The sequence below is a fragment of the Arthrobacter sp. 2762 genome, from assembly GCF_040548745.1.
GTDB lineage: Bacteria > Actinomycetota > Actinomycetes > Actinomycetales > Micrococcaceae > Arthrobacter.
In genome coordinates, this window is record NZ_JBEPSI010000013.1 from 16,749 (window position 1) to 40,965 (window position 24,217).

General features: G+C 61.7%; 20 protein-coding genes. All 20 read right to left on the reverse strand.

Annotated elements, in window-relative coordinates:
* Position 1 precedes the first annotated feature (1 nt).
* Entirely contained in the window at positions 2-3,559 is a 3,558-nt protein-coding gene (gene dnaE, locus ABIE18_RS19910) for a DNA polymerase III subunit alpha (RefSeq protein ID WP_499724278.1), read from the reverse strand.
* A gap of 70 nt (positions 3,560-3,629) precedes the next feature.
* Entirely contained in the window at positions 3,630-4,556 is a 927-nt protein-coding gene (locus ABIE18_RS19915) for an RluA family pseudouridine synthase (RefSeq protein ID WP_224167061.1), read from the reverse strand.
* Complete coding sequence (gene lspA, locus ABIE18_RS19920; RefSeq protein WP_499724279.1) at positions 4,549-5,154, reverse strand: signal peptidase II; 606 nt, start codon at positions 5,152-5,154, stop codon at positions 4,549-4,551. Before lspA ends, ABIE18_RS19915 begins: the two co-directional genes overlap by 8 nt.
* A gap of 98 nt (positions 5,155-5,252) precedes the next feature.
* Complete coding sequence (locus ABIE18_RS19925) at positions 5,253-5,948, reverse strand: DivIVA domain-containing protein (protein ID WP_431119671.1); 696 nt, start codon at positions 5,946-5,948, stop codon at positions 5,253-5,255.
* Positions 5,949-6,118: 170 nt separating this feature from the next.
* Positions 6,119-6,406 carry a YggT family protein gene (locus ABIE18_RS19930; RefSeq protein ID WP_223936713.1) on the reverse strand — a complete coding sequence of 96 codons (288 nt, stop codon included), beginning with the start codon at positions 6,404-6,406 and terminating at the stop codon, positions 6,119-6,121.
* 132 nt (positions 6,407-6,538) lie between these two features.
* Positions 6,539-7,072 (reverse strand): cell division protein SepF, encoded by a 534-nt coding sequence (locus tag ABIE18_RS19935; RefSeq protein ID WP_216922977.1) that lies wholly within the window; start codon positions 7,070-7,072, stop codon positions 6,539-6,541.
* Positions 7,073-7,157: 85 nt separating this feature from the next.
* The gene (locus ABIE18_RS19940) at positions 7,158-7,916 is read right to left on the reverse strand and encodes a YggS family pyridoxal phosphate-dependent enzyme (RefSeq protein ID WP_499724280.1); all 759 of its coding nucleotides are present in this window, start codon (positions 7,914-7,916) and stop codon (positions 7,158-7,160) included.
* Positions 7,909-8,619, reverse strand: a complete 711-nt coding sequence (locus ABIE18_RS19945; protein WP_499724281.1) for a purine nucleoside phosphorylase YfiH/LACC1 family protein — start codon at positions 8,617-8,619, stop codon at positions 7,909-7,911. The genes ABIE18_RS19940 and ABIE18_RS19945 overlap by 8 nt, the downstream gene beginning before the upstream one ends.
* Before the next feature lie 24 nt (positions 8,620-8,643).
* Positions 8,644-9,864 carry a cell division protein FtsZ gene (gene ftsZ, locus ABIE18_RS19950; protein ID WP_431119664.1) on the reverse strand — a complete coding sequence of 407 codons (1,221 nt, stop codon included), beginning with the start codon at positions 9,862-9,864 and terminating at the stop codon, positions 8,644-8,646.
* A gap of 216 nt (positions 9,865-10,080) precedes the next feature.
* The gene (locus tag ABIE18_RS19955) at positions 10,081-10,941 is read right to left on the reverse strand and encodes a cell division protein FtsQ/DivIB (protein ID WP_499724282.1); all 861 of its coding nucleotides are present in this window, start codon (positions 10,939-10,941) and stop codon (positions 10,081-10,083) included.
* Positions 10,934-12,304, reverse strand: coding sequence for a UDP-N-acetylmuramate--L-alanine ligase (gene murC / locus ABIE18_RS19960; protein WP_499724283.1), 1,371 nt, complete (start codon positions 12,302-12,304; stop codon positions 10,934-10,936). Before murC ends, ABIE18_RS19955 begins: the two co-directional genes overlap by 8 nt.
* Positions 12,301-13,419: an undecaprenyldiphospho-muramoylpentapeptide beta-N-acetylglucosaminyltransferase gene (murG, locus tag ABIE18_RS19965; RefSeq protein WP_499724284.1), complete on the reverse strand. Its 1,119-nt coding sequence runs from the start codon at positions 13,417-13,419 to the stop codon at positions 12,301-12,303. Before murG ends, murC begins: the two co-directional genes overlap by 4 nt.
* Before the next feature lie 6 nt (positions 13,420-13,425).
* Positions 13,426-14,727: a putative lipid II flippase FtsW gene (gene ftsW / locus ABIE18_RS19970; protein ID WP_499724285.1), complete on the reverse strand. Its 1,302-nt coding sequence runs from the start codon at positions 14,725-14,727 to the stop codon at positions 13,426-13,428.
* Positions 14,728-14,729: 2 nt separating this feature from the next.
* Positions 14,730-16,319 carry a UDP-N-acetylmuramoyl-L-alanine--D-glutamate ligase gene (murD, locus tag ABIE18_RS19975; protein ID WP_499724286.1) on the reverse strand — a complete coding sequence of 530 codons (1,590 nt, stop codon included), beginning with the start codon at positions 16,317-16,319 and terminating at the stop codon, positions 14,730-14,732.
* On the reverse strand, positions 16,301-17,410 hold the full coding sequence (mraY, locus tag ABIE18_RS19980; protein ID WP_477516522.1) for a phospho-N-acetylmuramoyl-pentapeptide-transferase: 1,110 nt from the start codon (positions 17,408-17,410) through the stop codon (positions 16,301-16,303). The genes murD and mraY overlap by 19 nt, the downstream gene beginning before the upstream one ends.
* Positions 17,407-18,897, reverse strand: a complete 1,491-nt coding sequence (locus tag ABIE18_RS19985) for a UDP-N-acetylmuramoyl-tripeptide--D-alanyl-D-alanine ligase (protein ID WP_499724287.1) — start codon at positions 18,895-18,897, stop codon at positions 17,407-17,409. The genes mraY and ABIE18_RS19985 overlap by 4 nt, the downstream gene beginning before the upstream one ends.
* Positions 18,898-18,903: 6 nt before the next feature.
* A complete protein-coding gene (locus tag ABIE18_RS19990; protein ID WP_499724288.1) occupies positions 18,904-20,541 on the reverse strand; it encodes a UDP-N-acetylmuramoyl-L-alanyl-D-glutamate--2,6-diaminopimelate ligase in 1,638 nt (545 codons plus the stop codon).
* Positions 20,542-20,645: 104 nt separating this feature from the next.
* On the reverse strand, positions 20,646-22,442 hold the full coding sequence (locus ABIE18_RS19995; RefSeq protein WP_477516519.1) for a peptidoglycan D,D-transpeptidase FtsI family protein: 1,797 nt from the start codon (positions 22,440-22,442) through the stop codon (positions 20,646-20,648).
* Positions 22,443-22,484: 42 nt separating this feature from the next.
* Positions 22,485-23,147, reverse strand: a complete 663-nt coding sequence (gene ftsL / locus ABIE18_RS20000; RefSeq protein WP_499724289.1) for a cell division protein FtsL — start codon at positions 23,145-23,147, stop codon at positions 22,485-22,487.
* Positions 23,144-24,172, reverse strand: coding sequence for a 16S rRNA (cytosine(1402)-N(4))-methyltransferase RsmH (gene rsmH, locus ABIE18_RS20005; protein WP_499724290.1), 1,029 nt, complete (start codon positions 24,170-24,172; stop codon positions 23,144-23,146). Before rsmH ends, ftsL begins: the two co-directional genes overlap by 4 nt.
* Positions 24,173-24,217: the final 45 nt, after the last annotated feature.

Below are 24,217 nucleotides of genomic sequence, written 5' to 3' on the forward strand. Positions count from 1 at the left end.
GCTAATTATCCAGGCAGGCCGGACCCAACAGGACTTTCAGGTCGCCAAAGAGCGATGGGCTGGGGTTGACCCGCATGTGCACCGGAAGCCCCATGACCTCAACTTTGGTGTCCCCCATGAGCTTGAGCCGGACCTCGGAGTTGCCCCGATGTGTCCGCAGCACATCCCGGAGGTCAGTAACCACTGCCTCGGTGGCCTTGAACGTTGGAATGGTGATCACCACCGGCCCGTTCACGCTCTCACTGAGATCCGGTACCGATAGTTCCATGCAGTTCAGCGTCACGGCTCCATCGTCCCTGCGCTGCAGGCGACCCTTGACCACCACGATCAGGTCTTCAGCCAGAACGGAGGCGATGGGCCCGTACACCTGGCCGAAGAACATGACCTCCATGGAGCCGCCCAGGTCTTCAATTTCCGCGCGGGCGTAGGCGTTGCCACTGGCCTTGGCAATCCTGCGGCTCAACGAGGTGATCATGCCCGCGATGGTGACTATCGCGCCGTCGTGCGGTCCGTCCTCGGCGATGATCGACGTAATGGACTGCTCCGCATGCTGGCTGAGGACGCCTTCCAAGCCCTGCAAGGGGTGGTCCGAAACATAGAGACCCAGCATGTCGCGCTCGAAGGACAGCTTGTCCTTCTTCTCCCATTCCGGGAGGTCCGGAATTTCTGTGGTCAGCGAAGCCTCAGGTTCCTGATCCTCGAAGCCGGCGAAGAGATCGAACTGGCCGATTGCCTCGTTGCGCTTGAGGGTGATGACGGAGTCGATGGCCTCTTCGTGGATCATGGCCAAAGCACGGCGATGGTGTCCCAGTGAGTCGAAGGCACCAGCCTTGATCAAGGATTCGATGGTGCGCTTGTTGCAGACAACTGCAGGGACCTTCATCAGGAAGTCCTTGAAGGATGTGTAGCTGCCTTCCGTGGTCCGCGCAGAGACCATGGCTTCCACCACGTTCACGCCGACGTTTCGGATGGCCCCCATGCCGAAGCGGATGTCCGTTCCCACAGGAGTGAAGTTCAACGAGGATTCATTGACATCCGGCGGAAGAACGGTGATGCCCATCCGGCGGCACTCGTTGAGGTAGATAGCGGACTTGTCCTTGTCATCACCGACGGACGTGAGCAGGGCAGCCATGTACTCGGGCGCATAGTGCGCCTTCAAGTAGGCAGTCCAGTAAGAAATGACCCCGTAAGCGGCCGAGTGCGCTTTGTTGAAAGCGTAGTCGGAGAACGGAAGCAGAATGTCCCAGAGCGTCTTGACGGCGGCCATGGAGTAGCCGTTGTCCTGCATGCCTTGGGAGAAGCCGGCGAACTGCTTGTCCAGCTCCGACTTCTTCTTCTTGCCCATGGCACGGCGCAGGATGTCCGCTTGGCCCAACGAGTAGCCGGCAAGCTTCTGCGCCACCGCCATAACCTGTTCCTGGTACACGATCAGGCCGAATGTCCCGCCCAGGATTTCCTTGAGCGGTTCTTCCAACTCCGGGTGGATCGGAATTACTTCCTGTATCCCGTTTTTGCGCAGGGCGTAGTCGGTGTGGGCGTTGGCGCCCATGGGTCCAGGGCGATATAGCGCCAGGACGGCCGAGATGTCTTCAAAGTTGTCAGGCTTCATGAGCTTGAGGAGTGACCGCATGGGTCCACCATCGAGCTGGAACACACCCAGGGTGTCACCGCGCGCCAGGAGCTCGTAGGACGCAGCGTCGTCGAGTTCCAGGTTTTCCAGGTCCAGGTCAACGCCGCGGTTCATCTTGATGTTTTCCAGGGCATCCGAAATGATCGTCAGGTTTCGGAGGCCCAGGAAGTCCATCTTGATCAGGCCGAGGCCTTCGGACGTCGGGTAATCGAACTGGGTGATGACCTGGCCGTCCTGGAAACGGCGCATGACAGGAATGACATCAATGATGGGATCGGAGGACATGATGACGCCGGCCGCGTGAACACCCCACTGGCGCTTCAGTCCCTCAATACCCAGCGCAGTCTCAAAGACTTTGGCGGCCTCGGGATCGGTGGCGATCAGCTGGCGGAAATCTCCAGCTTCGCTGTAGCGCTTGGATTCCGGGTTCTGAATATCGGCCAAGGGAATGTCCTTGGCCATCACGGCGGGCGGAAGGGCCTTGGTCAGCTGCTCGCCCATGCTGAACGGGTAGCCAAGCACACGGGAGGAGTCCTTGAGCGCCTGCTTGGTTTTGATGGTTCCATACGTGACGATCATCGCCACGCGCTCGTCGCCGTACTTCCTGGTGACATAGTCAATCACCTCGGAGCGGCGGCGATCATCGAAGTCGACATCGAAGTCGGGCATCGAGACACGGTCCGGGTTGAGGAAGCGTTCGAAGATCAGGCCGTGCTGGAGCGGATCAAGGTCAGTAATACGCATGGCGTAGGCCACCATGGAGCCTGCACCGGAACCACGCCCCGGACCAACGCGGATCCCGTTGTTCTTGGCCCAGTTAATGAAGTCGGCGACCACCAGGAAGTACCCTGGGAAGCCCATGGAAGTGATGACGCCGAGTTCGTAGTCAGCCTGCTTGCGCACCTTGTCCGGCACGCCCTGCGGATAGCGGTAGGCCAGCCCCTTGTCCACTTCCTTGACCAGCCAGGAGGTTTCGTCCTCACCGGGAGGACAAGGGAAGCGCGGCATGTAGTTGGCGTCGGTGTTGAAGGACACCTCACAGCGCTCTGCAATGAGCAGCGTGTTATCGCAGGCATCCGGGTGATCACGGAAAAGCTCACGCATTTCCTGCGGGGATTTCAGGTAGTAGCCGCTGCCGGAGAAGGCAAACCTGGATCCGCCATTATCGTACGTGGGCTCAAGGAGCGTGGAACCGGACTGAATGGCCAGCAGTGCCTCGTGCGCCTTGGCATCGTGCTCGTGCGTGTAGTGGAGGTCGTTCGTGGCTACCAGGGGAAGATTCAGGTCCTTGGCCAGGCGCAGGAGGTCCCCAGTGACGCGGCGTTCAATGTCCAGGCCATGGTCCATCAGCTCGCAGAAATAGTTCTCCGCGCCAAAGATGTCCCTGAACTCTGCCGCGGCCTCCAGCGCTTCACGGTACTGGCCAAGCCGAAGGCGGGTCTGGACTTCACCGGACGGGCAGCCGGTGGTGGCAATGAGCCCCTCGGAGTACGTATTGAGCAATTCCCGGTCCAGGCGGGGCCACTTGCCAAAGACGGAATCCAATGAAGCAATGGACGAAGCCCGGAACAGGTTCCGCATGCCCACGTTGTTGTAGCTCAGGAGCGTCATGTGGGTGTAGGAACCACCACCTGAGACGTCGTCCTTGCGCTGACTCTCATCTCCCCAGCGGACACGTTCCTTGTCACCCCGGGCCGTACCAGGGGTTACGTAGGCTTCTACGCCGATGATCGGCTTGATGCCCTTGTCGGTGGCCTTGCGCCAAAAATCGAAGGCACCAAAGAGGTAGCCGTGATCAGTGGTGGCCAGCGCGGGCATCCCCAGGCGTTCGGTTTCATCGAACAGCTCACCGAGCCGGGCCGCTCCATCCAGCATGGAGTATTCGGTGTGGGTGTGCAGGTGGACGAACGAATCATTGCTGGAAGTCACCACGACAGTCTACCGTCCTGCCCCCGACAAAATGCGGAACCCTTGGACCGGGCCGGCCCGTAAGGGTTGCCTACGCTGAGCCCGTGGCCAGCAGGTCCAAGGCGTACTGAAGGTCCGCTGGGTAGTCGCTGGTGACTTCCACCCACTCGCCGGTCCGCGGGTGTGTGAAGCCCAGTTGCCGTGCATGAAGCCACTGCCGGGTCAGTCCCAGGTTTGCTGCGAGACGGGGATCAGCACCGTAGGTGAGATCGCCGGCGCAAGGGTGCCGCAATGCAGAGAAGTGGACCCTGATCTGGTGCGTCCGACCCGTTTCCAGGTGCACCTCCACCAACGTAGCTTTACCAAAGGCTTCCAAGACCTCGTAGTGGGTCACTGAAGGCCGGCCGTCTTCGATCACCGCAAAGCGCCAGTCGTGGCCGGGGTGGCGGCCGATCGGGGCATCAATAGTGCCCTCGAGTGGGTCCGGAAGTCCTTGGACAACCGCATGGTAGACCTTGTCCACCGTGCGCTCCTTGAAAGCCCTTTTCAGGACCGTGTAGGCATGCTCCGTCTTGGCCACCACCATCACGCCGGAAGTGCCGACGTCGAGCCTGTGGACAATGCCCGCACGCTCGGGTGCTCCCGACGTCGAAATCCGGTAGCCGGCTCCAGCCAGGCCGCCGACCACCGTGGGTCCCACCCAGCCAGGCGATGGATGCGCCGCCACTCCCACTGGTTTATCGATGACAACGAATTCCTCGTCATCCAACAGGATCTTCAGGCCTTCCACAACTTCCTCCACGACTTCCAAGGGATCCGGCCGCTCGGGAACCGTGACGTCCAGCACCGCGCCCGCAATGAGCTTTGCTGATTTGCCGAGGGCCGCACCGCCGCTGGTGACGTTGCCTTCGGCAATCAGCAGCGCCGCAGCAGAACGGGAAATGTCCAGCAACCGTGCAAGCCCGGCGTCAGCCCGCGCTCCTGCAAGGTCCTCAGGTACCACAACCGACTCACTCACCGACGGTCTCCTCGCTGGAGCCTGGAGCCGGCTTGGCTGGCTTCGCGGACTTCGGTGCTGCCACTTGCCGGGTGCCATCCATGCCCACCCCGCGCAGGGTCAGCAGGCAAATGATGACAACGCCGGACACCACAGCTGAGTCGGCGATGTTGAAGATCGCAAAGTTCGGTACCTGGATGAAATCAACTACATGGCCCATGGCAAAGGACGGTTCACGGAACAACCGATCGGTCAGGTTGCCCAATGCACCGCCGAGCAGCAGCCCAAGTGACAATGCCCACCAGGCAGAGCCGAGCCGTCGCAACTGCAAAAGGATGGCAACAGAAACCCCGGCCATGACGATCGTGAAGATCCACGTGACGTTCTCACCGATGGAAAAAGCTGCCCCTGAATTCCGGATGTAGTACCAGTGCAGCAGTGGTGGCAGCACTGGAATGCGCTCACCTTCTGTCATGGTGCTGGTCACCCAGAGCTTGGTGAGCTGATCAAAGGCATAGGCAAAAACTGCAAAACCGGCAAAAAGCCACAGCATTGCAGGACGCCATTTTCGGACGGGAAGTTCCGGCCGCGATGCGTCGTCGGTGAGGTCGTCGGTCATAGTGCTTTCGTTCGTGGAGCGTTGGGGCTGCTGGCAGGGTGTTAACAGCAAAAGCCGGTGGCAGAGGAGACCCCAGCCACCGGCTTTCAGAATACTTGCTAAACGTCAGCGGTTGCTTCGCCGACCTCAGGGGCAGCGACGGAACCACGGGCGTCGAGGTCGCGCAGCTGGCCCTCGATGTAGGCCTTCAGGCGCGAGCGGTAGTCACGTTCGAAACCACGGAGCTGCTCAACCTTGCGCTCCAGGACCGAACGCTGCTGCTCAAGGGCGCCAAGGATCTTACGGGACTTCTCCTGGGCGTCGTTGACGAGGCTGGAAGCCTCGATCTGCGCCTCAGCGATAATCTTTTCCTTCTGCTGTGCACCGTCGGCAACGTGTTTGTCGTGCATCTGCTGCGCCATGGCCAACAGGCCTGCAGCGGACTCAGCGGTAGGCGTAACACCGTTGCTGGGAGCCGGTGCCTTGGCGGCAGCAGCCGCAGCGGCCTGCTCGGCTTCCTTCTTCTTGGCAGCCTCAGCAGCCTTCGCTTCGGCTTCCGCCTTGGCCTCGGCTTCCTTGTCCACCTTGACCGGGGCCGGAACCTTCTCGACGACCGGAGCCGCAGCAGTTGCCGCGGGCACAGCCGAGCCAGCTTCGCCGAGCTTCTTGCGAAGTTCGTCGTTCTCCTGGTTCAGGCGGCGCAGTTCAACCACGATCTCGTCGAGGAAGTCATCTACCTCGTCCTGGTCGTAGCCTTCGCGGAACTTGGTCGGCTGAAAGCGCTTGTTGACAACGTCTTCTGGCGTCAAAGCCATCTGGTCACCTCGTTGGTCTAGTTAGTCAGTAGGCCTTCCGGCCGTTCAAAACTACGGTACCTAAATATCATCTGGTTCCTCCAATTCAACACCATCGTGTTGAATTGGAGAATTTGCGGCCCTCGGACCCTTGCGAGCCCCCGGTTCCGCGGTACAGCATCACTGCGCAGCTACGCCAGGCTGCTGCTCACCGCCATGGCAATGCTCACGGCGATAATCAGGATCAGGAAGCCCAGGTCCAAGGAGATTCCACCCAGTTGCAGTGGCGGTATCAACCTGCGAAGCCTCCTCAGTGGCGGGTCTGTCACAGAGTAGACAACATGGGCTGTTACCAATGCCACACCGCGGGGCCGCCATTGACGGGCGAACATCTGAACCCATTCGAAGATCAGCCTGATGATGAGGGCAATGAAAAACAGCAACAACACAATATAGATAAGGCCGAAAACAATGCCCACGAGTTAGCTCAGATCTCCCACTTGTTCCGGAATGCCGATCAGTCCCTGCTGTTGAAACGCCGATCGGTCCTTACTATTGCAACACAGATGCCAGGCAGGTTGACCCGCCTGGCATCCTCGTAGCGATCGTTCTTAGCTCTGGTTAAAGAAGCTGGCCTGCGTTTCGCTGGCCTTCTTGTCGTCCCCGATGACTTCAACATACGACGGCGACAACAGGAAGACCTTATTGGTCACCCTCTCGATGCTGCCATGGAGGCCAAAGACCAAACCGGCCGAGAAATCCACCAGACGCTTGGCATCTGCCTCGCCCATATCGGTGACGTTCATGATCACGGGAATGCCATCCCGGAAGCTCTCGCCGATAATCTTGGCGTCGTTATAGGAACGCGGATGAACTGTGGTGATCTGCCTCAAACCCGAGGCATCTTCGCGGCTCGACGCCGCACGCTTAATGGGTGTCACGGGTGCGCGGTATTCCTCTTCGGCGTCAACAGTGGGCATTTCACGGACAACTTCCCGGACCGGTGCAGGCGCTCGGCGCTCTTCCCGGTCCTGTGCCTGGGGGCGTTCTTCGTCGTGGTGCGCGACGGCCTGCTCAGATTCGTAGTGTTCATCGCCGTCGGCGAGCCCAAGATAGATCATTGTCTTGCGCAGAGCGCCAGCCATGGTGCACTCCTATCGTTTCTGCAGTAGGCGGGCCGCCATGACTTGACATATTGGAACCCCGGCCCGTCATTCCAATACTTTGACGCTACCCCACGGCCGGACGCGAACCGAGAATATCGGAGCCAATTCTCAGGTGTGTCGCCCCAAACCTGATAGCGGCCTCAAGGTCCTGGCTCATCCCCGCTGATATCCCTGAAGCAGCCGGATGATTGGCCCGGAGTTCCGCGGAAACAACCGAAAGTCGTTCAAAGGCCGCTTCGGGATCGGCACCCAGCGGGGCCACAGCCATCACCCCGGCGAGCCTCAGTCCTTGAGCGGAAGCGATCATTGCCGCCAGGGATTCCACCTCTGAGGGCCGGGCCCCACCACGGTGCGCCCCGGCGTCGTCATCCAAACTGACCTGGATGTAGCACTCAAGGTCATTCCGCCCCGTGACGTCCTGTTCACGGGCGACTGCCTTTTCAAGTGCCTCGATCACCTGGGGACGATCTACTGACTGCACCGAGTAGGCGTATTTGGCCACTGATTTCGCTTTTTTGCTCTGCAACTGGCCAATGAAGTGCCATCGGACGTCCAGGTCGGTGAGTTCCGCGCTTTTGCCTGCAGCCTCCTGGTCCCGGTTCTCGCCGAAATCCCGGACGCCCAGCGTGGACAGTCGCCGGACATCAGCTGCCGGGTGGAACTTGGTCACGACGATCAGCCCGGGCCGATCTACACGTCCCGCCGCAGCCGTCGCCGCCGAAATCCGTGTCCGAACGACCTCGAGCCGCCGGGCAAGTTCAGCGGTGCGGGCATCCGAAGCTGCAACGCCGGACTGGGCGTCGTCGTGTACGTGGCTAGTCATGCGTCCACACCAAACCTGCGAATCGACCCGTACGGGAATCCCGCCGGTAGGAAAAAAGGGAGTCATTCTCCAGGGTGCACTCCCCTGAATATTCAACGGTGACACCGCCTTCGGCCAACTGGGCGCGAACACCGGCGGGAAGATCCAAGGCCGGCGTTCCCCACGATGTACTCGACCAGGCGGCAGGTGCCACGGCGGCAACTTCTTCGCGAAGCTGCTCGGGAACCTCATAGCAGGAGCCGCAAATAGAGGGCCCCAGCCAGGCACTGATGTTCAGGGCACCGAGCCTGCGCATCTCGTGGACGGTTGCCGGGACAACGGCGGAGGCTACGCCTGGCCGTCCTGCATGCGCGACAGCGATGAGGGGACCCCTATCGCCTGCATCTCCAACGAGGACCACAGGAACACAATCAGCCACCATGACGGACAATGGCTGGGGAGCCTGGCTACCCGAAGACATTGAGACCATTGCATCCGCAGTGGGACCGGGACCGTAGCTCGAAATAAGCGCGACCTCATTGCCATGGACCTGGTCCATGTACTGAAAGCTACGGTTACCCAGGTCTGCAGCATCGTCCAATCGGGCACGACGCGCAGTCACATCCCCGGGGTTGTCCCCCACGTGGAGGGCCAGGTTCCCGGCGCCTGTGTCCGTGAAAGCAACAGAAACGCCGGGCTGAACTTCATTGCGCCACCAAAACACGGGATATTGACTCTCGAAGCCCGCTTACTTCAGGAAATCGGGAACGTCGAGGTCATCCGAGCGGCTGCCGGACAGGTCCGGCTCCACAACGGCCGGAAGGTCGACGTCGAAGCCGGAGTCCGCGGGGAGAGCCGACGGACGCTGCTGGCCCCAGTTGCTCAGGCCTGCGGCGCCGATGCCCGCAGTTGCATGCTGCGGCGCGTTTGCGCTGGAAGGAGCCGTGCTTGGCGCAGCAGGACGCTCGGCAGGCACGGGGTTCTGCGCGGGACGCGACTGGTCCATGGACGGAGAGGTTGCCTTGACGTCGTCGAATCCGGCGGCGATGACGGTGACACGGGCTTCGTCGCCGAGGGCGTCGTCGATGACCGCACCGAAGATGATGTTCGCTTCCGGGTGCGCCACTTCCTGCACGAGGCGGGCTGCCTCATTGATTTCGAACAGGCCGAGGTCTGAACCACCCTGGATGGACAACAGCACGCCATGCGCGCCGTCGATGGAGGCTTCCAGGAGTGGCGAAGCGATGGCCAGCTCGGCAGCCTTCACTGCGCGGTCTTCGCCACGGGCGGATCCGATACCCATGAGCGCAGAGCCGGCACCCTGCATGACGGATTTGACGTCGGCGAAGTCGAGGTTGATGAGGCCCGGGGTGGTGATGAGGTCCGTAATGCCCTGGACACCGGAAAGCAGGACCTGGTCAGCTGAGCGGAAAGCGTCCAGGACGGAGACGTTGCGATCGCTGATGGACAGGAGGCGGTCGTTGGGGATGACGATCAGGGTGTCGACTTCGTCACGCAGGGCATCGATACCGGCTTCGGCGGAGCCTGCACGACGGCGGCCCTCGAAAGTGAAGGGGCGGGTCACCACGCCAATGGTCAGCGCACCCAGGGAGCGGGCGATGCGCGCGACTACAGGGGCTCCACCAGTGCCGGTGCCACCACCTTCGCCGGCCGTCACGAAGACCATGTCAGCGCCGCGGAGAACTTCTTCGATCTCGTCAGCGTGGTCTTCAGCGGCCTGCTTGCCGACCTCGGGATTGGCTCCGGCGCCAAGGCCGCGCGTGAGCTCACGACCGACGTCGAGCTTGACGTCGGCATCGCTCATGAGGAGCGCTTGCGCGTCAGTGTTGATGGCAATGAACTCGACGCCCCGGAGGCCGACCTCGATCATGCGGTTGACTGCGTTCACGCCACCGCCGCCGATGCCGACGACCTTGATGACGGCCAAGTAATTCTGCGGTGCTGCCACGTTTCGTGCCCCTTGCTTGTGTCCTATAGCGAAACTGATCGAGTCCAACTTGAATACTTGGACCTTAACCCTCTAGTTGAAGGTTATAGTTATGTCAAGTAACTCTACTGCGACGGTATTTCCTCCGCTTCGCACATGCAATGACCGCTTGCGCGTGTCGCTTGATTGTCGCGAAATAAGGTCACCGAGGCCCGCAGGTTACGTGCTCAATGCTCTTTATTTGGTGAATGGATGCCGGGGCACACTGACGTCGTAGACGTTCACGGGAACTTTGGGATCCGGCGGCATCTTCAGCAGTGCCTCAAGTGCCTTCGCCTTCAGTTCCTTGTCCTCGGCATTGCCCCACACTACCGTCTTTCCGTCCACCAGTTTTAGCTCAACGGCATCAGCCGACGCAGCAGACGCGGTGGACATCCTGGCGAGCACATCGGCCGGCAAAGTGTTCAGGACAGCAGCAATCGCTTTAAACAACCCAGTGTTGGTGGCACCTGCTCCAGCGTCGATCAGGGGCAGCGCCACCGCAGACTGATCCTGCGTGGCTCCCAGCTGAACCCCATCCACATCCACCATCACAAACGAGTCGCCTTGCTTCAACAGGGCCACCGGTACGCGCTCATTGACGTGCACCAGCAATTCCGACGGCGGCCTTGCCTCCACAGTTGCCGAACGCACCTGGATCAGGGGCTTCAGGAGCTCATTGACTTCCTGCTCGCTCACCTGCGGCAGCGGCTTGCCCTCCACACCCGACAAAGCCTTCTGCACAGCCTCGGGCGTCAGCAGCTTGGTGCCATCCACAGTGATGGCCCGGACCGCGAGCACGGGCGAATAGATGGCACCCGCTATTAGCACCGTGACGAAAGCCGTAACGATGGAGAGCGTCCACAGCAGGAGCCTGCGTTTGCGTTTGCCCTTCGGCTCGGGAAAAGCAATGACATTGTCGGCGCTGTTTTTTGGCGAAGCCTCTACTGACCGTTGGGCGCTGATGACGATTTCCCTGGAACCGCCGGCCGGACGGCTCTTATTCTCCCGGCTGGAATCTGCCCCGGGCTTGAAGGTTGGCTTGCGGGTGCTAGCCACCCAACGCCTCCACAATCACCGGGCCATAAGCGGTGACATCGCCGGCTCCCACGGTCAGCACAATGTCCCCCTCACCAGCGGCCGCCACAACAGCTTCCACAGCTTCGTCACCAGAGACCAGCCGCCCCTGGGACAGTCGGTCAGCAATCAACGAACTAGTGACACCGGGGATGGGGTCTTCACGGGCAGGGTAGATGTCAAGGACCAGCGCCGTGTCCGCGGCGTCCAGCGCCGATGCAAACTCCGCAGCGAATTCCCGGGTCCGTGAAAACAAATGCGGTTGGAAGAGAACGTGGACTTTGTTGCCGCCAGCCACAGAGCGGGCGGCGGACAGGGCTGCCCGCACTTCGGTTGGGTGGTGGGCGTAGTCGTCGTATACGCGCACGCCCCTTCCCTGCCCTTTGAGTTCAAAGCGCCGGGACGCACCGGTGAAGTGTCCCAGTGCAGTAGCCGCCATCCCGGGCGCTACACCAAGCTCCAAGGCGACGGCGAACGCCGCAGCGGCATTGAGCGCGTTGTGCCTTCCCGGGACCTGCAGGTCCAAGGTGTACCTGGCTCCATCCACCGCTACCGAGACATCACCCGGGCCGCCATCGTGAAGGCGGATATCGGCGTCGTGACTTGTCCCATACGTAAGCACACGCGTGGTTCCCTTGGCGGCTGTCCGCTCCGCCAACGCGCGGGCGCCCGTGTCGTCCGCACATGCCAGAAGGACTCCGTGGGGCGGCAGGAGCGCCGCGAAGTTGTCAAAGGAGGCGTAAACAGCTTCAGCGGTTCCGTAGTGGTCCAGATGGTCCGCCTCCACATTGGTGACGACGGCGATCAGGGGACGGTAGTTGAGGAACGAGCCATCGGACTCGTCCGCTTCAGCCACGAAGATGTCCGAGGATCCATGAGCCGCGTTGACTCCCAGTGCCGGGACGTTCGCGCCAATGGCGAACGACGGATCCAGTCCTGCTTCCTTGAGCAGGACCGCAACCATGGAGGTGGTGGTGGATTTGCCGTGCGTACCGGCGATGGTGACCACCCTGTGGCCGTCCATGGTCGCAGCCAATGCCTCGGAACGATGCAGGACGGGCAAACCGGCCTGACGTGCCGCAGACAACTCAGGATTGTCAGCACGGATTGCGGAGCCGGCAACAACAGTTTGGGCGTCGCCCAGATTGCCGGAGTCGTATCCCACGGCAATACGGGCACCTGCTGCGGCCAGGTCATGCATGACTGGAAGGTCCTTGGCGTCCGTACCACTCACGGGAACACCGCGCGCCACCATGATCCGGGCGATGGCTGACATTCCCACGCCGCCGATGCCGATGAAATGTACTCGTCCAAGGGACTCAAGTGGTGCAATCGCGTGCGTCATGCGGATACCGCTTCCAAGACAAGATCAGCCATGCGCTGATCGGCGTTTCTGATGCCAAGGGCCTCGGACCTGCGGGCCATTTCATCCAGCCTGCCACGGTCCGACACAAGTGGAATGAGTTCTTCTTTGAGCCATTCCGGGGTGAATTCTTTGTCCTGGACCATCAGCGCTCCGCCGGCCTGCACCAGGGCAGCTGCGTTAAGCGCTTGCTCACCGTTACCGATAGGCAAGGGCACGAACACTGCAGGAACGCCTACTGCTGCCACTTCGCTGACAGTTGCGGCCCCGGCACGGGCGAGCAGGATGTCTGCAGCAGCGTAGACATTCTCCATTCCATCCACGTACTCCACCTGCCGGTAGCCATCAGCGGTGAGGAGTCCGCCGTCGTTATCCAGAACAGCCTTGCCGGTACCGGTGATGTGCAGTGTCTGGATCCCCGCAGCTGCCAGCGCGGGCAAGGCAGCAGCCACAGCACGGTTGATGCTCAGTGCTCCGGAGGACCCGCCAGTCACGATCAAGGCCGGACGGTCCGGATTGAGGCCCAGCGAAGCCTTGGCAGCAGGCGCTGCCTCGGAGCGGTCCAGTCCTGAGATGGCGCGGCGCATGGGCATTCCCACGTGCCGGGCGCCGCGAAGGCGCGTACCGGCAAACGCCACGGCAACATGGCGGCTGAACCGTGCACCCACGCGGTTCGCCAGCCCCGCTTTCATGTTGGCCTCGTGGATCACGATAGGTGTTCCGCGCCTGCGGGCTGCCAGGTACATGGGAGTGCAAACGTAGCCGCCCACACCCACCAGGACATCGGCCTGGGCGTCATCCAGGATTCGTTCCGCCTGCTTGACGGCTCCCCGCAAGCGCCCCGGAAGCTTCAAGAGATCAAGAGACGGTTTTCGTGGCAACGGGACCCGGTCAATAGTGGCGAGCTGGTACCCGGCCGCCGGGACAAGCCTGGTTTCCAGGCCCGACGGCGTGCCGACAGCCAGGATGGCAGCTTCCGGACGCTTTTCCTTGATTGCGTCCGCGATGGCCAGCAACGGACTGACATGGCCGGCCGTACCACCGCCTGCAAGCACGACGGACAACGGCTTGGGCGCGTGGGGGGAATCTGAAGTCATGAAGTGCTATTTACGCTTTCGTGCGGTCTTGGACAAACGACGCGGCAAGAGCCGGGGACGCTGTTGTGGTGGCAACTGTCCGCGGGCCAAGGACAACACTACGCCCACGCCGCACAGCGACATCACCAAGGCCGAGCCACCTGCCGAAATGAAAGGCAGCGGGACACCGATCACTGGAAGCAGCTGGGTCACTACTGCCATGTTCATGCTTGCCTGTCCCAGGAGCCACACCATGATGCCACCGGCGAGCGTGCGCTGGAACGGATCTGTCTGCCGGACAACGACACGGAAAATGGCGATGCCAAGGATGGCGAACAACACCAGGACCACAAGGGTGCCCACCAGTCCGAGTTCCTCGCCGATGATGGCAAAGATGAAGTCATTGTGGGCCTCAGGAAGCCAGTTGTACTTTTGCCGGCTCTGCCCCAGCCCAAGTCCTGTCCAACTGCCCTGCGCCAATCCATACATGCCATTGGTGGACTGGTAGGTGAAGTCGGAATCTGCCGTACAGGAATCCCCTGCCATGCCCAGCCAAGCCGTCACCCGGCAGATCCGGTTGGGACTGATGATTGTCATGGCTGTAGCGCCAATGGCTCCCGCGACGCCCGCAATTGCCAGCATCTTGGTGGGAACCCCGGCAAAGTACAACCCTGCAGCCACAATGGCCATGACGACGATCGCGGTGCCCAGGTCATTGCCCACCAGGATCAGCCCAAGGACCAGGCCAGCCCCTGGGACCACCGGTATGATCACGTGCATCCAGCGATGCAGGTACTTCTCCTTGCGTGCCAGAACCGCTGCTATCCAAACACAAAGAACCAGCTTCGAAATTTCCGAGGGCTGGATGCTGATCCCGCCGATGTCGATCCAGTTCTGGTTGCCCAGTGTGCTGCGGCCGAAAACCTGGACAAGTATCAGCAGGACCACAACGGCACCGAGTCCCCACCAGGACAGCCTCTTCATCCAGCTGACGTTGGTCCGGGAGATCAGGTACATCGCCACAAGTCCGACGACGCCAAACATCGCCTGCTTCAAGGCATCGGCGTACGGCGACTTGCCTTCAGAGATCGCTTCCACACTGGAAGCAGAGAGCACCATCATCACACCGATGGCGGTCAGGGCAAGGGCGCATCCAAGAATGAGGTAGTACGTGGAGCTGTTCGGCGCTTTGCTCTTGCCTTCCAGGCCTTCCCAGAAGGAGCGGACGTGGCCCCGAAGCCCGGCGGGTTTCTTGCGGGCAGCCGGCGGAGCCTGGGCTCCGAGGTCCCCGGAAACCCTGCCGCGGCTGCGGGTGGGCGTGCTGACCATTGTTACTCCTCGGTGGTCTTTGCCTGCCCTTCCACGAGCTCGCGTACTGCCTGGACGAAAGCGTCGCCACGGTGAGCGTAGGAAGAGAACTGATCCATGGATGCAGCCGCTGGAGCCATGAGCACGGTGTCACCTGGCTCCGCCACGCTGGCCGCTGCCCTCACGGCCTGAGCCATGATGGTCTCACCAAAAATCGGCGAGGAGGCGTTACCGTCTGCGGTCTGCACACTTTCAGTGTCGCCCTTGGGCTGGGCTATCACGGGGACATCCGGTGCGTGTCGCTGGAGGGATGCTTCCAGGGCCTCGGTGTCCGTGCCGATGAGAACCACGGACTTCAAGCGGGGAGCGTGCTCCTTGACGAGGTCATCGTAATTGACGCCTTTTGAGAGGCCCCCTGCGATCCACACCACGTTGTGGAAAGCAGAAAGAGCGGCCGAGGCAGCGTGGGGGTTGGTGGCCTTTGAATCGTTGATCCACAGGACGTCGTCGTTTTTGGCCACGAGCTGGATACGATGCGCGCCGGGCAGATAGTTGACCAGGCCCTGCTTCACGGCGGCGGGCTCAATCCCGTAAGCACGGACGAGGGCCGCGGCGGCCAGGGCATTGGCCACCATATGCCGTGGTGCCACTGGCCCAAGATCGGAAATGGATGCGAGTTCGGCGGCTGAGTCTTTCCGCTCTTCGATAAACGCGCGGTCAACCAACAACCCATTCACGACGCCCAGCATGCTGATGCCGGGGGTGTTCGTGGTAAATCCGACCGCGCGGCAGCCTTCCACGACGTCCGCGTTCTCCACCATGCGTTCGGTTTCAATTTGATCGGCGTTGTAAATGGCAGCCTTCTGCGTGTTCTCGTAGACCTTGGCTTTATCGGCAAGGTACGACGCGTAAGAGCCATGCCAGTCCACGTGGTCTTCGGCGACGTTCAGGCATACGCTGGCCACCGGTGACAACGAATGGCTCCAATGCAACTGGAAGCTTGAGAGTTCCACCGCAAAAGCGTCGTACTCCACGGGATCCCTGAGCGCGTCAAGGATGGGCGTGCCGACGTTGCCCACGGCAATGGCTTTGAGTCCGGCCGCCTGCAGCATGGACTCTGTCATCCCTACCGTGGTGGTCTTACCGTTGGTGCCGGTGATGGTGAGCCAATCAGCGGTCTTCCGGCCAGCCCGTTCGCGGACGCGCCACGCCAATTCGACGTCGCCCCACACAGGAATGTGCTTGCGTTTGGCGGCGGCCAGCAGGGCTTGGTCCGGGCGCCATCCCGGCGAAGTCACAATGAGCTCCGGCTTGTTGCCGTCGATGAGGGGAAGGACCTTCACGGCCTCTTCGCCCAGCAGCACATCCACCGCACCAACGATTTTCAGGGTGTCGGCCTGCGCCTTTGCTTTCGCCGTGGTCGAGGCGTCCACCACCACAACTTTTGCACCAAGTTCGATGAGGGTATCTGCGGCAGCAAAACCGGACACGCCGATTCCGGTCACCACCACCCTCAAGCCACGCCAATCAGCATCCCAGCTGGTGAGATCCTCGAGGCGGTCGTTGGCCGAGGCCGCGCTCTCCTGGTTTGCGTTCACAGCAGCACCACCCATTCAGCGTAGAAGATTCCAAGGCCCGCTGCCACGAAGAGCCCGGCAAGGATCCAGAAGCGGACAACAACCGTGACCTCTGCCCAACCCTTCAGTTCGAAGTGATGTTGCAGTGGGGCCATCTTGAACACCCGTTTGCCACCCGACAGCTTGAAGAAACCCACCTGGATGATGACGGAAAGGGTGATCAGCACGAACAAACCACCGATGAAGGCCAGCAAAAGTTCTGTGCGGGACAGGATCGCGAAAGCGGCAACGGCGCCTCCGATTGCCAGGGAACCAGTGTCACCCATGAAGATCTTGGCCGGTGAGGTATTCCACCAGAGGAAGCCCACCAAAGCAGCGCTCAGGATTGCCGCCAGGAGCGCCAGGTCCATGGGGTCGCGCACTTGATAACAGCCGCTGCCGGCTTCACGGGGCGAACCGCATGCCTGGTTGTTCTGCCAGATCCCCATGATGGTGTAGGCGCCGAACACCATGATGGATGCTCCCGACGCGAGGCCATCCAGGCCGTCTGTCAGGTTCACGCCGTTGGTAGCTGCGGTGATGATGAGGTTGGACCAAACGACAAAAAGAATTGCGCCCAGGATGGTCCCACCAAAGGCGAGATCCAGCCAGGGGATGTCGCGGACGAGGGAAATTTGCGTGGAGGCCGGACGGAGTCCGTCCTCGTTGGGAAACTGCAGCACCAGAACGGCAAAAATGATGCCGACGGCGGCTTGCAAAATCAGCTTGGCGCGGGCGTTCAGGCCCAAACTGCGCTTGTTGGAAATCTTGATGTAGTCATCCAGGAAGCCAACGAACCCCATTCCTACCATGAGGAACAGCAGAAGCAGCCCGGACGCGGAGGGTCCCGCGGACCGCGGATTCATCATCCACATGATCAAGTGGGTCACGAAGTAGCTGATCAGAACCGCAGCAACAACCACGGTTCCGCCCATGGTGGGCGTGCCGCGCTTGGTGTGGTGCGAGGTGGGGCCGTCGTCGCGGATGAACTGCCCGTAGCTCTTGGCCACCAGGAACCTGATGAACAGGGGCGTCCCTATCAGGGCCACCAGAAGGGCGACGCCGGCGCCGATCAAAAGTGCAATCACAGCAGCTCGTTCCCTTCGCTTGCGGCATCTTCAGCCGCGCTTTCCCCGGTGGACTCGGCCCGTGGGGGTAATGCTATCCGATCACCCAAATGCCTCAGCCCCACTCCATTGGAGGACTTGAACAAGACCAGGTCTCCTGGTCGCAGCTCCCTTTGCAGGAGTTCGTAAGCTTCTTCGGCAGTCTCCGTGAACGAACATTCGTCCCCCCACGAACCTTCCTGGATGGCCGATATATAAAGGGCCCGCGCTTCGCGTCCCACCACCACCAGCCTGGAGATGTTCAAGCGCACCACCTGCGTTCCCACTGCGGTGTGCTCGCGGATTGAATCATCGCCGAGCTCCAGCATGGCGCCAAGGACGGCCCATGTCCGCCTGCCCTGGCCAAGATCAGCGAGTGTGCGCAGTGCAGCCCGCATCGACTCCGGATTGGCGTTGTACGCGTCGTTGATGATGGTGACACCGTCAGGGCGTTCGGTTCGTTCCATGCGCCAGCGGCTGGCAGCGGACTGCGAACTAAGCGAGGAAGCAATGTCTGCCGCCGGAATGCCCGCGGCAAATGCCGCAGCAGCAGCAGCCAGCAGGTTCGTCACGTGATGGCCGCCGATGAGGCGGCTTCGGACCGGAACGGAAGGGCCGCCGTCGGGCAGTACAAGATCAAACTCGGGGTGGCCTTCGGCGTTGACCACAACGTTGCGCGCTTCCACGTCTTCGTTCGTCGCTGGAGAGGCACTAAAGCCCAGGACTTTGGCCCTGGTGCGGTTCTTCATGGCGGCAACGCGGCCATCGTCCAGATTCAGGACGGCCGTGCCGTGCTCACTGAGCCCTTCAACGAGTTCGCCCTTGGCCGTGGCGATGTTTTCGACACCGCCGAATTCCCCGGCGTGGGCGGTGCCGACCACCAGCACCACACCGATGTCCGGCTGCACCATCCCAACGAGGTACTTGATGTGCCCGATGCCGGTGGCTCCCATCTCAATGACGAGGAAACGAGTGTCCGTATCGGCAGCAAAGACCGTCAGGGGGACGCCCACCTCACCGTTGTACGAGCCCCGCGGAGCCACCGTGGGCCCGGCTTGGGACAACACGCCGGCGAGTAAGTCCTTGGTGGTGGTCTTGCCGGCGGAGCCAGTAATGCCGATCACCGTAAATTCCTCGCCGCGCTGTTCCCGGGCAGAGCGGATGCGGCGGACTGCTTCGGCAGCAAGGGCTCCCATGGCGAGCACGGCGTCATCAACAACGACGGCGGGATACGGCTTGCCGTCGACGTCGGTGACCTCGCGTTCGGCCAGCACCAGGACGGCACCCCGCTCGAAGGCAGCGTCAACGAAGTCATGACCGTCTGCGTGCGCGCCGGGCTTCGCCACGTAGAGCGAACCAGGTGTAGCTTCCCGGGAATCAGTGACGACGGAAGTGGGCGCGATGTCCCCGTCTCCGGTTAAACGGCCATGGGTGATGTGGGCGATCTCCGCCGCAGTAAGTGCAATCATCTCGGTTTAGGACTCTATCCGCTGGTCCGTTGAAACGCTGAATCCCCTGGATGTCAAGGCGGTCCGCAATTCCACTCTGTCGTCAAGGGCCAGGTTGACGCCCTTGACCTCTTGCCACACCTCGTGGCCGCGACCTGCGATGAGGATCGTGTCCTTCGGGGTGGCCAACTCCACTGCGAGTCGGATGGCGGCATCCCGCGGCGAGGATTCGATGATTTCACAAGTCAAGTTCCCTGCTTCACGGGCAGCGTAGGCACCTGCCAGGACCTCTGATCGGATGGCTGCTGCATCCTCATCGTGGGGGTCGTCGTCGCTGACGATGACAATGTCTGCCAAGCGTGCCGCAATGGCGCCCATCGTGGGACGTTTACTTTGATCCCGCTGCCCGGTAGCTCCGAACACCACGATCACGCGGGAGCCCTCTTCACGGGACCGGACAGCCTGCAGCGCGCGGGCCAGGGCATCCGGATTGTGGGCAAAGTCCACCACGGAGGCCGGCGCGGTGGAGATAAGCTGCATTCGTCCAGGAACGGCCACGGTAAAGGGATCGTGGGCGTCGAGTGCGCCCTGGAGGGTCTCTACATCCATGCCTGATGACAGGACCATGATCGTGGCCAGGGCCGCGTTCGCCACGTTGAAGTCACCCGGCAAGCCCGTGTGTACGCGCAGGACACGGCCGTCAGTGTGCCGCAGTTCAAAATCGGTGCCGAGTCCACGGGCGGTGGTTGAGGCAACGGACCAATCGGCACGGCTGCCTCCTGTCGTTGCAGTAAGTGTGGTGACCGGAATGTCCGCTGTTCGCGCCAGGTTGCGGCCCCACTCGTCGTCGACCATCACCACTGCCTGGCGTGCCCGTCCTGCGGTGAACAGCTCAGCTTTGGTGCGGAAGTACTCTTCCATGCTGCCGTGCAGGTCCAAGTGGTCCTGGGTGAGGTTCGTGAACCCTGCGACATCGAACATCACGCCATCCACGCGGTGATAAGCAACGGCGTGGGAGGACACCTCCATGGAGGCCGCTTCCAGCCCGCGTTCCCGCATCAAGGCGAGCAGTGCATGGACGTCGGTGGATTCCGGCGTCGTCAACAGGCTGGGAATAGGATCTCCCCCGGCCAGGATCTCGATTGTTCCGATAAGACCCGGGGTTTTACCCAGGGCACGGAGCAAGGAGTTGATGAAGTACGTTGTGGTCGTTTTACCGTTGGTCCCGGTCACTCCAAACAGCGTCGGGAACCCGCTGTCGTCCGGCTGGCTGCGGTAGATCAGGGCAGCCAAACGCCCGACGACGGTGCGGGGCTCGTCGACGATAAGGACAGGCACGGGCTGCTCGCCTGCCAATGCAAGCTGCCGTGCCCCGGCGTCGTCCGTGACTACGGCGACGGCGCCGGCCTCAACCGCCTGCGGGACGAAGTCGGCACCATGGCGCGAAGCCCCGGGCAGGGCCATGTAAAGGTCACCAGGTTCAATGGCCCGGGAATTCAGCGAGATCCCCGTCACTCCCCTGGTCCCGCCGTCCGCCGGGACGGCGACACCCAGGGCTTCTGCAAGGGACGACAAAGGCACTGCAGCCACAGACGCCGGACGGAAGCCGGATGTGCCGGTCTCCGGCGTCTCGGCGTGGAAAGCGGCCTCATTGTGCTCTGACACGTGGTTCTCCGTTGATGCTCGGTGGAACGACCGGCTTGGGGCCAGCGGCGCCCAGCCGGTAGTGATGGATCAAATTCTTTGGCCGAAACAGACGCCCAAGAAGCTTACTTGACGAACTGCGGCAGGCGCGCGGGGGTGCCGGTGGATGGTGCCACGTTGTAGGTCCTGAGGACCTGGGACATCACGGAACGGAACACGGGACCATTGGTGATGCCGTAGATATTTCCCCTGGGACGCTGCAGGACGACCTCGACGATAAACCGGGGGTCATCCATGGGCGCCATGCCCACCATCGAGGCCGTGTACCCGTCAAAGCCGGCGAGTCCATCTTCGCGGGGCGCCTGTGAGGTACCCGTCTTGGCGCCCACGCGGTAGCCGTCAATGGCTGCGTCCTTGATCTGGCCCTCGGTCACTGCGCTTTCCAGGATGTCCCGCATTTGTTGTGCAGTTTCCTTGGACACCACCTGCCGGGACTCCTTGGCCGGAACCTTCTGCTCTTCACCCTCGGGGGTGATGTAGCTGTCGATGAGCCTGGGCTGCAACATCACGCCGCCGTTGGCAATCGACTGGAAGGCCCGCACGGTTTGCAGCGTGGACTGCGAAACTCCCTGACCGAACAGGACCGTGTATTGCTGGCGTTCGTCCCACTGATCGGGCTTGGCGAGGATACCTGTCGCTTCCGCGGGAAGGCCGATATCCGTTTGTTCGCCAACGCCAAACTTCTTCAGCCATTCATAGCGCTGCTCTTTGCTCAGCCTGCTTCCCGCCATCACGGTGCCGGTGTTCATGGACCAGCCCAGGATTCCGGCCAGCGTGCGTTCCTCGGTGCCGTGCTCGAACGCATCGGTGAACGTCTGGCCGTCAATGGTGTAGGACGGCGGGATGGTGAAATGGTCCAGCGGAAAGGACTTGCCCTCCTCGATCACGGCAGAGGCAGTGATCATTTTCTCGACGGATCCGGGCTCGTAGGCGGCCGTCACGGAACGCACACCCCGGTCCTTGGCATCAACTTTCCCGGGGTCGTTGGGGTCCGGGGCATTCGTGTCGGCCAGGGCAATGAGGTTGCCCGTCTTGGTGTCGATCACAATGATGGAACCCCACTCGGCGTTCATCTTGTTGACCTGGCTTTGGATGGCTTGCTGTGCGAAGTACTGGATGTCCGTGTTGAGGGTCAGCTTGACGTCGCTTCCATCCACAGCCGGCGTGAGCTCATCAGTGGCTACGGGAATCCTGAGGCCATCGGCGCCAATCTCGAAAACACGCTTGCCCTCGGTACCGCGGAGGACCTGGTCCTGGGTTTGTTCGATACCTGCCTGGCCTGTTGTGCCGTCCTGGAGGAAACCCACCACTCCGCCGGCCACGCTGCCGTTCGGATAGACACGCTTACTGACGCCTTCGGCGGCCACACCGGGTATATGCAGCTTGGAGATGCGGTCTTCAAGCTCGGGTTTCACATCCTTGGCCACCGTGAAGTACTTCTTGTCACCGGTGAGCGACTCCCTGACCTTGGCGGGATCGGCCCCCAGGAGCGAAGCCAGTTCGGAGATACCCTGGTCGCGCGGGATAGTCTCTACTTCTTCAGTTTTTTCGTTGTAACGCTTGAACTCAGCGGTGGCGGTGTTCAAGACCTGGTCCACAACAATGTTGTAGCGGATGACACTGCTGGCCAGGACGGTACCGTTGGCGTCCAGGATCCTGCCCCGTTCGGCCGGCAGTACCTGCGGCGTGAGACGGTTCGCAAGGGCGGCCTCGGCCATGCCACCGACATCAAGGCCTTGCACCATGAAGAGTTTCCCGCCCACCACCAACAGCAGTGTCAGCATGATGCCAAGACCAACCCGGAGCCGCTTCCTCGCCGCCGGCACCTTCGTCTTTTTTGATTTGCCGGGGTTTTGCGCCACGTGGATTCCTTGCTGCTGGCCTTGCGTCGGTGAACTTGTGGGCTAGTGCCCTGGTGCCTTCTGCTGGGGAGCGGGAACGGATCCCCCGTGAAGCTCCGCAGGCGCGGCCGCCGGGGTTGCCGGCTTGGCAGCAGGCGCAGCCGGTGTGGACGCAGGCGCTGCAGGCGTTGCCGGCTTGAGGTTCTCCAACGGATCCTTGGTAGTCACCGAAGGCACCACATCAAGCTGGCCGGCAACGGCCGGAGGGGCGATCACGGCCGAGGGGTTGTCTCCCTTCACGGCCGGGGTTGCCTTTCCGGTGACCGTCATGGTGTTCAGATCGATCTGACCCTTGACGGTGGACTGTACCATTCCCAATTCTGCAGCCTTTGCAGCCAGATTCTGGGGAGCCTCGAAGTTCTGCTTCTTCTGTGTCAGGTCCTGGTTTTCCTTGTTCAGCGTGGCTGCTTCTGATTTGAGCTGCACCAACCGGTACTGGGCTGTGGATACAGAAATGTTAAGGACGAGCACCGTCAGCAGGGCGGCCGCCATCACCACGAAGCAGAGGACAACAAAAGGCGTGCGCCGCTTCCCGGGGGCGCTGCGCACAATCGAAAGCGGCGTACGCGCCTTTCGGACGACGTCGGGCTTGCCGGCTGGAGCCGGGAGTGCCCTGGCCGTGTTGCCTACCACGGAGGGCAGTGTCTTCGCTGCGGCGGTGCTCATGCGACTCTCCTTGGCTTGATGCGCTCCACGGCCCTGAGTCGGGCAGACGCCGCGCGGGGGTTCTCGGCAATTTCTGCGGCCGTAGGCACTTCCGTGCCTTTGGTCAGCGTTTTCAGTTCGGGTTTGTGTTCTTCGAGTTCAACGGGGAATCCAAGCGGTGCCGAGGACTTGGAGCCGGCCTGGAAAACAGACTTTACGATCTTGTCCTCCAGGGAGTGGTAGGACATCACGACAATCCGCCCGCCCATGGCCGTCGCTGCGACGGCGGCTGGAATAGCGCGTTCCAGGACGTCGAGTTCTTCGTTGACCTCGATACGCAGCGCCTGGAAGGTCCGTTTGGCTGGGTGGCCACCGCTCTTGGCTGCAGCAGCAGGTACTACACTGCGGATTTGCTCAACGAGTTCTCCGGTGGTGGCAAAGGGCTTCTCAGCCCGGGCAGTGACGATCCTGTTCGCAATCCGTCCGGCAAACTTCTCTTCGCCCCACTTGCGGATGATACGAACGAGCTCTTCTTCGCTGTAGTTGTTGACGACGTCTGCCGCGGTTTGCCCCCGACTGGTATCCATGCGCATGTCCAGCGGAGCATCGTAGGAGTAGGCGAAGCCACGCTCCCTTTCGTCCAACTGCAAGGACGATACGCCCAGGTCCATGAGGATGCCGTGGACTTCAGGGATGCCGAGATCGGCCAGGACGTCCTCGATTTCGTCATAGACCGCGTGAACCAGATCCGTGCGGTCCGAGAAGGGCTCCAGTCGCGCGCCGGCCAAGGCCAGCGCTTCCTCATCGCGGTCGATCCCCACGAGGTGCAGATCAGGGAAACGTTGCAGCATGGCCTCGGAGTGGCCGCCCATCCCCAGCGTCGCATCGATAACGATCGGAGTCTCACCACGGTCCCGGGCTGCTTCGAAGCCGGGGGCGAGCAAGTTGATGCAGCGGTCCTTCAGGACGGGCACGTGGCGCTCAGATGTGGGCTTTGCCGCGTCCTGCTCTTCCACGTTGCCTCCTCTTTCCTCAATCGCTTGCATTCAGTTCCTTGGATCGGATCCCCATCCGCGCCTATCGTTCCGCCG